This window comes from Streptomyces sp. NPDC005181, assembly GCF_040608395.1.
Taxonomy (GTDB): Bacteria; Actinomycetota; Actinomycetes; order Streptomycetales; family Streptomycetaceae; genus Streptomyces.
In genome coordinates, this window is the sequence record NZ_JBEXID010000016.1 from 22,255 (window position 1) to 34,013 (window position 11,759).

Consider the following 11,759-nt stretch of genomic DNA (forward strand, 5'->3'; position numbering starts at 1 on the left):
CGTGGCGGTACGTCGCCTTTTTCACCTACGTCACGCAACGGCGCGCGACAGGAGCCAGAGGACATGCAGACCAAGCTGGACGAAGCCAAGGCCGAGCTGCTCGCACGGGCCGCCAAGGTAGCTGACAACAGCCCGGGCGGTGGTGTCGGCGGCCCGGGCGGTACCACCCGGGTGCACGTGGCAGGCACCGGGGCCGGTGGCTCCAAGGCCGGGCAGGACGAGCGTCCCGGCCAGGACGTGCTGCTCTCCTACCTCCAGCGCTACTACCTGCACACCGCTCCGGAGGACCTCGCCGGCCGCGACCCGGTCGATGTCTTCGGCGCCGCTTCCTCCCATTACCGGCTCGCGGAGATCCGCCCGCAGGGCACCGCGAACGTGCGGGTGCACACCCCGACCGTCGAAGAGAACGGCTGGACGTCCAGCCACTCCGTCGTCGAGGTCGTCACGGACGACATGCCGTTCCTGGTCGACTCCGTCACCAATGAGCTGTCCCGGCAGGGGCGCGGCATCCATGTCGTGATCCACCCGCAGATCGTTGTCCGGCGCGATGTCACCGGCAAGCTCATCGAGGTCCTCGCCGAGGGCAACGGCCTCTCGGTGGGCCCGCAGGCCCGCAAGGGCGCCGACGGGGCCAAGGACACCAGGACCGCACTGCCGCACGACGCGCTCGTCGAGTCCTGGATCCACGTCGAGATCGACCGCGAGACCGACCGCTCCGACCTCAAGCAGATCGCCGAGAACCTGCTGCGGGTGCTGTCCGACGTACGGGAGACCGTCGAGGACTGGGAGAAGATGCGCGACGCAGCGCTGCGCATCGCCGACGACCTGCCCGGCGAGCCGCTCGATGCCCTCGCCGACGAAGAGGTGAACGAGGCGCGGGAGCTGCTGCGCTGGCTCGCCGCCGACCACTTCACCTTCCTCGGGTACCGCGAGTACGAGCTGAAGGAGACCGACGCGCTGGCCGCCGTCCCCGGCACCGGCCTCGGCATCCTGCGCTCCGACCCGCACCACAGCGAGGACGAGGCGCACCCGGTCAGCCCGTCCTTCGGCCGGCTGCCCGCCGACGCCCGCGCCAAGGCCCGTGAGCGCAAGCTGCTCATCCTGACCAAGGCGAACAGCCGGTCGACCGTGCACCGCCCCAGCTACCTCGACTACGTCGGGGTGAAGAAGTTCGACGCCGACGGCAACGTCATCGGTGAGCGCCGCTTCCTCGGACTGTTCTCGTCCGCCGCCTACACCGAGTCCGTGCGCCGGGTGCCCGTCATCCGCCGCAAGGTCGCCGAGGTGCTGGAGGGCGCGGGCTTCTCGCCCAACAGCCACGACGGCCGCGACCTGCTGCAGATCCTGGAGACGTACCCGCGCGACGAGCTCTTCCAGACGCCCGTCGACCAGCTGCGCTCCATCGTCACCTCCGTGCTCTACCTCCAGGAGCGGCGCCGGCTGCGGCTGTACCTGCGCCAGGACGAGTACGGGCGCTACTACTCCGCGATCGTCTACCTGCCGCGCGACCGCTACACCACCGGTGTGCGGCTCCGGCTGGTCGACATCCTGAAGGAGGAGCTCGGCGGCACCAGCGTCGACTTCACCGCCTGGAACACCGAGTCGATCCTGTCCCGGCTGCACTTCGTCGTCCGTGTCGCGCCCGGCACCGAGCTGCCCGACCTCACCGACACCGAGACCGACCGCGTCGAGGCCCGCCTCGTCGAGGCCGCCCGCTCCTGGGCCGACGGCTTCCAGGAGGCGCTGAACGCCGAGTGCGGTGAGGAGCGCGCCGCCGAGCTGATGCGGCAGTACGGTCACTCGTTCCCCGAGGGCTACAAGGCCGACCACTCGCCGCGCTCCGCCGTCGCCGACCTGGTCCACCTCGAAGCGCTCAAGCACGACGGGAAGGACTTCGCGCTCAGCCTGTACGAGCCGGTCGGCGCCGCCCCCGGCGAGCGCCGCTTCAAGATCTACCGGACCGGCGAGCAGGTCTCCCTCTCCGCCGTCCTCCCGGCGCTCCAGCGGCTCGGTGTCGAGGTCGTCGACGAGCGTCCGTACGAGCTGCGCTGCGCAGACCGTACGCACGCCTGGATCTACGACTTCGGTCTGCGGATGCCGGAGGTCAACGGCAGTGGCAACTACCTCGCCGACGACGCCCGCGACCGCTTCCAGGACGCGTTCGCAGCGGTGTGGACCGGTGGGGCCGAGAACGACGGCTTCAACACCCTGGTGCTCGGCGCCGGTCTGAACTGGCGGCAGGCGATGGTGCTGCGCGCCTACGCGAAGTACATGCGTCAGGCCGGTTCGACCTTCAGCCAGGACTACATGGAGGACACCCTCCGTAACAACGTCCACACCACCCGGCTGCTGATCTCCCTCTTCGAGGCACGGATGTCGCCGGGCCGGCAGAGCGCCGGCACCGAGCTGACCGACGGTCTCCTCGAGGAGCTCGACGGGGCGCTCGACCAGGTCGCCTCGCTCGACGAGGACCGGATCCTGCGGTCCTTCCTCACTGTCATCAAGGCCACCCTGCGCACCAACTTCTTCCAGGAGGCGGACGACGGGAAGCCGCACTCGTACATCTCGATGAAGTTCGACCCGCAGGCCATCCCGGACCTGCCGGCGCCCCGCCCGGCGTTCGAGATCTGGGTGTACTCGCCGCGAGTCGAGGGCGTCCACCTGCGCTTCGGCAAGGTCGCCCGTGGTGGCCTGCGGTGGTCGGACCGGCGGGAGGACTTCCGTACGGAGATCCTCGGCCTGGTCAAGGCGCAGATGGTGAAGAACACCGTCATCGTGCCGGTCGGAGCCAAGGGCGGCTTCGTCGCCAAGCAGCTGCCGGACCCGGCCGTCGACCGTGACGCCTGGCTGGCCGAGGGCATCGCCTCGTACCGGACGTTCATCTCGGCGCTGCTCGACATCACCGACAACCTGGTGGCCGGCGAGGTCGTGCCGCCCGTCGGCGTCGTCCGCCACGACGAGGACGACACGTATCTCGTCGTCGCCGCCGACAAGGGCACCGCGAGCTTCTCCGACATCGCCAACGAGGTCGCCGTCGCGTACGGCTTCTGGCTCGGCGACGCGTTCGCCTCCGGCGGCTCCGCCGGGTACGACCACAAGGGCATGGGCATCACCGCCCGCGGCGCCTGGGAGTCCGTCAAGCGGCACTTCCGCGAGCTCGGCCACGACACCCAGACCGAGGACTTCACGGTCGTCGGCGTCGGCGACATGTCCGGTGACGTGTTCGGCAACGGCATGCTGCTCTCCGAGCACATCCGGCTCGTCGCAGCCTTCGACCACCGGCACATCTTCCTCGACCCGACCCCGGACGCCGCCACCTCGTACGCCGAGCGGCGTCGCCTCTTCGACCTGCCGCGCAGCTCCTGGGCCGACTACAACAAGGAACTGCTCTCCGCGGGCGGCGGCATCCACCCCCGTACCGCGAAGTCGATCCCGGTCAACGCGCACGTCCGCGAGGCGCTCGGCATCGAGTCCGGTATCACCAAGATGACGCCTGCCGACCTGATGAAGACCATCCTCAAGTCCCGCGTCGACCTGCTGTGGAACGGCGGCATCGGTACGTACATCAAGTCCTCCGCCGAGTCGAACGCCGACGTCGGCGACAAGGCCAACGACGCGATCCGCGTCAACGGCGAGGACCTGCGTGCCAAGGTCGTCGGCGAGGGCGGCAATCTCGGCGCCACCCAGTTCGGCCGGATCGAATTCGCCCGGGGCGGCGGCCGGATCAACACCGACGCGATCGACAACAGCGCCGGTGTGGACACCTCCGACCACGAGGTGAACATCAAGATCCTGCTCAACAGCCTGGTCCGGGACGGCGACATGACCGTCAAGCAGCGCAACAAGCTGCTCGCCGAGATGACCGACGAGATCGGGCGTCTGGTGCTGCGCAACAACTACGCGCAGAACACCGCGCTCGCCAATTCCGTCGCCCAGTCCGCCTCCCTGCTCCACGCCCAGCAGCGCTTCATGCGCCGTCTCGGCCGCGACGGACACCTCGACCGGGCGCTGGAGTTCCTGCCCACCGACCGGCAGATCCGCGAGCTGCTGAACGGCGGTAAGGGGCTCAGCCAGCCCGAGCTAGCAGTACTGCTCGCCTACACGAAGATCACCGCGTCCGACGAGCTGATCAAGACCAGCCTGCCGGACGACCCGTACCTGCAGAAGCTGCTGTACGCCTACTTCCCCGCGCAGCTGCGCGCGCAGTTCCCCGAGGCGGTCGACGGGCACGCGCTGCGCCGCGAGATCATCACCACGGTGCTGGTCAACGACACGGTGAACACCGGTGGTTCGACCTTCCTGCACCGGCTGCGGGAAGAGACCGGCGCGTCGATCGCGGAGATCGTGCGGGCCCAGACCGCGGCCCGCGAGATCTTCGGCCTCGGCCAGGTGTGGGACGCCGTCGAGGCGCTCGACAACAAGGTCGCCGCCGATGTGCAGACCCGGATCCGGCTGCACTCGCGCCGGCTCGTCGAGCGCGGCTCGCGCTGGCTGCTCGGCAACCGGCCGCAGCCGCTGGAGATCGCCGAGACGATCGGCTTCTTCAAGGACGGCGTCGACCAGGTCTGGGCCGAACTGCCCAAGATGCTGAGGGGCGCCGACCAGGAGTGGTACCAGTCGATCCTGGACGAGCTGACCGAGGTGGGCGTCCCGGACGAACTGGCGCAGCGCGTCGCAGGATTCTCGTCCGCCTTCCCGGCGCTCGACATCGTGGCGATCGCCGAGCGCATCGGCAAGGACCCCCTTGCCGTCGCCGAGGTCTACTACGACCTCGGCGACCGGCTGGGCGTCACCCAGCTGATGGACCGGATCATCGAACTGCCGCGGAACGACCGCTGGCAGTCCATGGCCCGCGCCTCCATCCGCGAGGACCTGTACGCAGCGCATGCCGCGCTCACCGGGGATGTGCTGAGTGTGGGCAACGGGACGTCGACGCCGGAGGAGCGGTATGCGGCCTGGGAGGAGAAGAACGCGGCGATCCTGACGCGTTCGCGCTCCACGCTGGAGGAGATCCAGGGGTCGGACTCGTTCGATCTGGCGAACCTGTCGGTGGCTATGCGCACGATGCGGACGCTGCTGCGTACGCACGGGTAGTGGTCCGAGGACGAAGCGGCTGCCGGGTGCGTCCGGCAGCCGCTTCGTCCTCAGATGCCGGACGGGCCGGAACGGGTGCCTGACCGTCCGGCGACGGAGGTGTCCTCCATCGCCGGACGGGCTTGACGGTGCCGGCCGGGCTCGGCCCGGCCGGAGTGATCAGAGCAGGCGGGTCTCGGCGGCGGACTTCACTTCTTGGTGGTGAACTTCTCGTACGCGGCGACGACTTCCTCCGCCGGACCGTCCATCCGCAGCGTTCCCGACTCCAGCCAGAGCGCCCGGTCGCAGGTCTCGGTGATCGACTTGTTGCTGTGGCTGACCAGGAACACGGTGCCCGCCTCCTTGCGCAGCTCGATGATCCGCTCCTTGCTGCGCCGCTGGAACTTGGCGTCGCCCGTGGACAGCGCCTCGTCGATCAGCAGGACGTCATGGCTCTTGGCGGCGGCGATGGAGAAACGCAGCCTGGCACCCATGCCCGACGAGTACGTACGCATCGGCAGCGTGATGAAGTCGCCCTTCTCGTTGATGCCGGAGAAGTCGACGATCCGCTGGTAGCGCTCGCGGATCTCGTCGCGCGTCATGCCCATCGCCAGCCCACCGAGGATGACGTTCCGCTCGCCGGTCAGATCGCTCATCAGCGCCGCGTTCACGCCGAGCAGCGACGGCTGCCCCTGGGTGTGCACCCGGCCCTTCGACGGCGGTAGCAGACCGGCGATGGCTTTCAGCAGCGTCGACTTCCCCGAGCCGTTGGAACCGATCAGGCCGATCGCCTCGCCCTTGTACGCGGCGAAGCTGACGCCCTTCACGGCGTGCACCTCGCGCACGCCGGGGGTCTGCCGCCGGGAAGCGATCCTGCTGAGGGCCGAGGTGGCGCTGCCCTTCCCGGTGCGCGCGCCGTTGACCTTGTAGGTGATGTGAACGTCGTCCACGACGACGGTCGGCACCCGCTCCTTGTTGTCCGTCATGTTCTCAGCCACGTCCGTACAGCTCCTCGGCCTTCCAGAAATACACGAAGCCGCCCACCCCGCACACGAGCGCCCAGCCCGTGGCGACGGCCCACACATGCGGGGGCAGCTGCGCCCCGCTGAAGCTGTCGATGAGTGCGAACCGCATCAGGTCGATGAAGACGGCGGCCGGATTGCACTCCAGCGCCACTTTCACGAAGTGCGGAACCCTGTCGTCCCCCTTCAGGTGGTCGTCGATGCTGAACATGACACCCGACGCGTACATCCAGGTGCGCAGGACGAACGGCGTCAGTTGCGCGATGTCCGGGGTCCGGGCGGCCAGCCGCGCCACGACCATCGAGACGCCGGTGTTGAAGACGGCCTGAAGAGTCAGCGCCGGGATCGCCAGCAGCCACGACGGCCGGGGGAACTGCCCGAACCCGATCAGGATCAGGACCAGTGCACCCATTGAGAACAGCAGCTGCTGGAGCTGCTGCAGCGCCAGTGCGATGGGCAGCGAGGCGCGCGGGAAGTGCAGGGCCCGGACGAGGCCGAGGTTGCCGCTGATCGCGCGGGTGCCCGCGGTGATCGAGCTGCTGGTGAAGGTCCAGATGAACACGCCCGTGACGAGGAACGGAACGAAGTCCTCGACGTTCTTCTTCGTGTTCATCAGGATGCCGAAGATGAAGTAGTAGACCGTCGCGTTGAGCAGCGGGGTCATGATCTGCCAGATCTGGCCGAGCTTCGCCTGGCTGTACTGGGCGGTGAGCTTGGCGGTGGCGAATGCCGTGATGAAGTGCCGGCGGCCCCACAGCTGCCGGACGTACGCGCCGAGCGTCGGCCGGGCCCCGCTCACGGTCAGCCCGTGCCGGGCCGCGAGCGCGGCGAGCTCGCCCGGTCCGTGGACCGGGAGGAGGTAGGCGGGGGCTGCGTCGGTCACCGCCGGGGTGGTCGGCGGGGCTGTTGTCTGGCTCACCACGATCGCTTTCGACGGGAGGACAGGAACCATCGTCGCGGACGCCGGAACGGAACCGTATCGTCGCAACGCCGAGAGTAGGACGTGACCACGTCGCAACGCAACCGTTTCGTCGTTACGGACTATCATTCGGACCATGACCACCGACCCGGGAACCCGCCGCCGCGTCCCCGCCGGAGCCGCTGTGCTGCGCGAGGACGTCACCGATGCCATCCGCAGCGCCGTCTTCGAGGAGCTGGCGGCGGTCGGCTTCGCCCGGATGTCGATCGAGGGCATCGCCCGGCGCGCGGGGGTCGGCAAGACCGCCGTCTACCGCCGCTGGAAGTCCAAGCTGGCCCTCGTCCTCGACCTGGTCTCCGCCGTCGCGGTCCAGGGCATGCCGGCGCCGGCCACCGGTTCGCTGTACGGGGATGTCCGCGCTGTGCTCCAGCTGGCCGCCTACGCGCTGCGCCACCCCGTCGCCTCGCAGGTCATCCCGGATCTGCTGGTCGAGGCGGCGCGCAACCCGGAGATCTCCGACACGATCAAGTCGGCCCTGCTGGACCCGCAGCAGGGCATCGCCGCCGTGGTCGTCCGGGACGCCGTCGCCCGCGGCGAGCTGCCCGAGGACAGCGACCCGGACCGCGCCCTGGACCTGATCGTCGGCCCGCTGTACTGGCGGCTCGCCGTGGTCCGCGGCGCGCTGCCCAAGGGCTATCTGGACGATCTGGCCGAGTCGGCCGTCGCCGCCCTCAACAAGAACTGACCGCCTGCCCAGGGGGTGGATGTGACCCGTTATCCGTCCATCGGGTAACTCCGCACCGAGCACGAGATGCCGGAGATCGTCCTGCGGATCGGGGGGCGGAGGTCGCAGCGGGCGGCCCGGCTGAGGGTCGTGTTCCGGGAGCGGTTCTGTCCGTACGATGTCGGGCACGCCGCCGACCGTGTGATGCGATGGTGTTCCTGAACGGCTTGTGATGTCACTCATTCGAGGCCGTAACCGGTGACCCCCGGTCGTTCACGCGGTTGAGCCATACGGACAACCAGGCCCCCGATGAACGGACGTGCTCAACATGCCGCCACGGCTCAGTGTCGTCGTCCCCGTCTACAACGTGGAGCTCTACCTGACGGACTGCCTGAAGTCCCTCGCGGAGCAGACCATGGCCGACCTCGAGGTGGTGATGGTCGACGACGGGTCCACCGACGACAGTGCCGCCCTGGCCACTGCCTTCGCAGAACAGGACAGCCGGTTCCGGCTGGTGAGGCAGAAGAACGGCGGCCTCGGGCACGCCCGCAACACCGGTGTCCGCAACTGCGACCCGGGCAGCGGCTACGTCGCCTTCGTCGACAGCGACGACATCCTGCCGCCCCGGGCGTACGAACTCCTCGTCGGCGCACTCGACGAGACGGGATCGGACATCGCAACCGGCAATGTGCTCCGGCTGCGGGCCTCCGGCAAGCTCCAGCAGTCGCCCAACTTCCGCAAGCCCATGGCGACCACCCGGCTGCGCACCCACATCTCCCGCGACTGGGACCTCGCCGCCGACCGGATTGCCTGCAACAAGGTCTTCCGCCGGTCCTTCTGGGACGAGCACGCCTTCGCCTTCCCGGTCGGCACCCTCTACGAGGACATCCCCGTCGTCCTCCCCGCTCACTTCTTGGCCCGCTCCGTCGACGTCGTCAAGGACGCCGTCTACCACTGGCGGGACCGCGTCGGCTCGATCACCGCCCGCCGTGCCGTCGTCCGCGGCATCCAGGACCGGGCCTCGCACGTACTGGGCGTCTCCACCTTCCTCGAACAGCACCGCAGCGCCGCCGACAAACGCCACTACGAGGCGCATGTCCTCGCCAACGACCTCTGGTACTTCATGGAGGCCCTGCCCGACGGCGACGACGAGTACCGCCGCGCCTTCCTCACGTACGCCAACGAGTTCACCGACCAGGTCGACCCGGCCGTCCTCGACGGGCTGCCGCTGCGGCTGCGGGTGATGTGGCATCTCGTACGCGAGCGGCGCACCGACGAACTCCTGGAGCTGCTCGCCCACGACAAGGCCGAACCCGGCGCCTTCGCCGTGCGGGGCGTGCGGCGCCGCAGCGCCTCGTACCCGGCCCTCACCCAGCCGGTACCGCGCTCGGTGCTGCGGATCGGCGACCGGGACCTGCCGCTCACCGCCCGGCTGCGCGAGGCGCACTGGCAGGGCGGCAAGCTGCACCTCAAGGGGTACGCGTACATCCACAACCTGCCCGCCGGCTCGCGGCACAGCGAGTTCCGGGCCGGCTGGCTGCGGGCCGGGCGCCGGCATGTGGTGCCGCTGCGGCTGCGTACGGCCGATGAACCGGAGGCCACCGCCCGCTCCCGGCAGAGCCTGCACGACTACGACCGGTCCGGTTTCGAGACGGTCATCGACCCGGCCCGGCTCCGGATCTCCGCCGACGGCGACACCGAACGGCTCACCTGGCGCCTCGAAGTCGGCATCGCCGGACACGGGATGCTGCGCCGCTCCGACGTCTCCACCGACGAGTCCGCGGCGGCGCCGCCCGTGCACCGGCCGGACGGCGACCACCGGATCGTGCCCGCCTTCGAGGGCGGCAAGCTGGTGGTGCACGCGGAGCGGATCGACGCCCGGTTCGAGACGCACCGGGCGGGCGACGCGGGAGACGGGACCGCCACCGTGGTGATCGGCGGCATGATCCGCGACCGCCTTGGCAAGGAGCCGCTGCGGATCGGCCTCACCCACCGTCCCTCCGGCACCTCCTTCGACTGCCCGGCGACCGTCCACGAGGGCGCTGTGCCGTCGGCGTCGGGCTGGCGGCGCTTCTCCGCCGTGATCCCGCTCGCAGCGGTCACCGACGCGCGGCCGACGACGGGAGCGGGCGCCGTCGCGTACAGCCTGCATCTGGTCGGACCGGACGGCCGCAGGACACCGATCGACGTGCCGGGCCCTGTTCCGCCGGGCCGCTACCCGATCGGTTCGTCCGCACCCGAAGGGCGCGACGACGAGCGGCGCGAGCTCGCGCTCACCGCCACCTCGCGAGGCAATCTGCTGATCAGCGACCGGCCTGTGCAGCCCGCCTGCGAGCTGGCGACCTGGACGGAGGACGGGCTGCTGCTCCTGGAGGGCTCCTTCCCCGACGACCCCGACCACCCCGTCGAGCTGGTGGCCCGGCACAGCGGTCACCACGAGGAGGCCGTCTTCCCGGTGGCGTTCTCCGGGCCGGCGCAGGCCCGGAGGTTCCGGGCCGAGCTGCGGCCCGACGCCGTAGAAGCGCCCGGCGGCCCGCTGCCCCTGGGTGAGGGCCACTGGTACTTCTTCCTCCGCCCGAAGGGCGCCGCCGACGACACGGGCGACATGCCGCTGCGTATCCCGGCCGCCGCCCACCGCACCCTCCCCGCCGCCCGTACGCTCGCGGGCCGCACCTACGTCATCGAGCGGCGCTACCACGACCAGCTGCTCGTCAACTGCGCGTCCATGCTCACCGCGGCGGAGCGCGGCGCCCGCGGCAAGCGGCTGCTGCGCGAGGCGTACGCCGGACAGCGCACCGCCCCGCTGCGTGACACCGTCCTGCACAGCAGCTTCGACGGGCGCCAGTACTCCGACTCGCCGCGCGCGATCTACGAGGAACTGGCCGCCCGCACCACCGCGTTCGAGCATCTGTGGGTCGTACGCGATCAGCAGGCCCGGATCCCCGCGGGCGCCACCGCCGTGGTCCACGGCTCCGCCGCCTGGCACGAAGCGCTGGCCCGCAGCCGCCACATCGTCACCAACACCCAGCTGCCCGAGTGGTTCGAACGGCGCGACGGCCAGACCGTCGTCCAGACCTGGCACGGCACTCCGCTCAAGCGCATCGGCCTCGACCTCGCGGGCACCGCCCAGGCCAACGCCGCCTACATCGCCACCATCGAACAGCGCGCAAGCCAGTGGAGCGTCCTGGTCTCCCCGAACAGCTTCTCCACCCCCGTTCTGCGGCGCTCCTTCGGCTACCGGGGGGAGATGCTGGAGTGCGGCTATCCCCGCAACGACCTCTTCCACGCCTCGGACCGGACCAAGGTCGCCGCCGCGGTACGGGAGCGGCTGGGGATCCCCAGAGGCAAGCGGGTCGTGCTGTACGCGCCGACCTGGCGCGAGGACCGGCCGCAGGGCGGCGGCAGATTCGCCCTCGACCTCCAGCTCGACCTGGCCGCGGCCGAACGCGAACTCGGCTCCGATACAGTGCTGTTGGTGCGCCGTCACTATCTGGTCGCCGACCGGCTCCCGGACTCCGGCAGCGGCGTCGTGCGGGACGTCTCGCGCTACGGGGACGTCGGCGAGCTGATGCTGATCAGCGATGCGCTGGTCACCGACTACTCCTCGCTGATGTTCGACTTCGCCCAGACCGGTCGTCCGATGCTGTTCCACACGTACGACCTCGCCCACTACCGCGACACCCTGCGCGGCTTCTGTTTCGACTTCGAGAACCGCGCCCCCGGCCCGCTGATCCCCGACTCCGCCGCTCTCATCGAGGCGCTGCGCGACCCGGTTCGGGCCACCGCGGGACACGCGCAGGCGTACGAGGCATTTCGGCGGGACTTCTGCGACCTCGACGACGGGCATGCGGCGGAGCGGGTGGTCGACCGGATGGTGCAGGCCGCGCCCCGGTAGTCCACGCCGGTGTGTTCCCCGGTTCCGGTCCCCGTGCCCGCGCGGGACCGGGGACCGGAACCCGGGGTGAAGCGGTGGTGAACGAGAAGGGTCACACCGGCAATGCGGGATGTGTGAACCGTTCGA

Annotated in this window: 5 protein-coding genes; 3 read left to right on the plus strand and 2 right to left on the minus strand. The window is 70.0% G+C overall.

Features of this window, described 5'->3' with window-relative positions; translation table 11 throughout:
• Positions 1-63: 63 nt before the first annotated feature.
• The gene (locus tag ABZV38_RS13575) at positions 64-5,094 is read left to right on the plus strand and encodes an NAD-glutamate dehydrogenase (protein WP_356326967.1); all 5,031 of its coding nucleotides are present in this window, start codon (positions 64-66) and stop codon (positions 5,092-5,094) included.
• 188 nt (positions 5,095-5,282) lie between these two features.
• Here the strand turns inward: ABZV38_RS13575 and ABZV38_RS13580 are convergent, their stop codons facing one another.
• Positions 5,283-6,059 (minus strand): ABC transporter ATP-binding protein, encoded by a 777-nt coding sequence (locus tag ABZV38_RS13580; RefSeq protein ID WP_356327045.1) that lies wholly within the window; start codon positions 6,057-6,059, stop codon positions 5,283-5,285.
• A 4-nt stretch (positions 6,060-6,063) separates the two neighbouring features.
• Positions 6,064-7,017, minus strand: a complete 954-nt coding sequence (locus ABZV38_RS13585; protein WP_356326968.1) for an ABC transporter permease — start codon at positions 7,015-7,017, stop codon at positions 6,064-6,066.
• Positions 7,018-7,150: 133 nt separating this feature from the next.
• Here ABZV38_RS13585 and ABZV38_RS13590 point away from each other — a divergent pair, with 133 nt between their 5' ends.
• Both ABZV38_RS13590 and ABZV38_RS13595 read left to right on the plus strand, forming a co-directional pair.
• Positions 7,151-7,759, plus strand: a complete 609-nt coding sequence (locus ABZV38_RS13590) for a TetR/AcrR family transcriptional regulator (protein WP_356326969.1) — start codon at positions 7,151-7,153, stop codon at positions 7,757-7,759.
• A 307-nt stretch (positions 7,760-8,066) separates the two neighbouring features.
• Positions 8,067-11,633 (plus strand): bifunctional glycosyltransferase family 2 protein/CDP-glycerol:glycerophosphate glycerophosphotransferase, encoded by a 3,567-nt coding sequence (locus tag ABZV38_RS13595; RefSeq protein WP_356326970.1) that lies wholly within the window; start codon positions 8,067-8,069, stop codon positions 11,631-11,633.
• Positions 11,634-11,759: the final 126 nt, after the last annotated feature.

Excerpts from the sequence above, each read along its gene's own strand:
- ABZV38_RS13575 (WP_356326967.1), top strand. The coding sequence starts at position 64 with ATGCAGACCAAGCTGGACGAAGCCAAGGCCGAGCTGCTCGCACGGGCC.
- ABZV38_RS13590 (WP_356326969.1), top strand. The coding sequence starts at position 7,151 with ATGACCACCGACCCGGGAACCCGCCGCCGCGTCCCCGCCGGAGCCGCT.
- ABZV38_RS13595 (WP_356326970.1), top strand. The coding sequence starts at position 8,067 with ATGCCGCCACGGCTCAGTGTCGTCGTCCCCGTCTACAACGTGGAGCTC.
- ABZV38_RS13580 (WP_356327045.1), bottom strand. The coding sequence starts at position 6,059 with ATGACGGACAACAAGGAGCGGGTGCCGACCGTCGTCGTGGACGACGTT.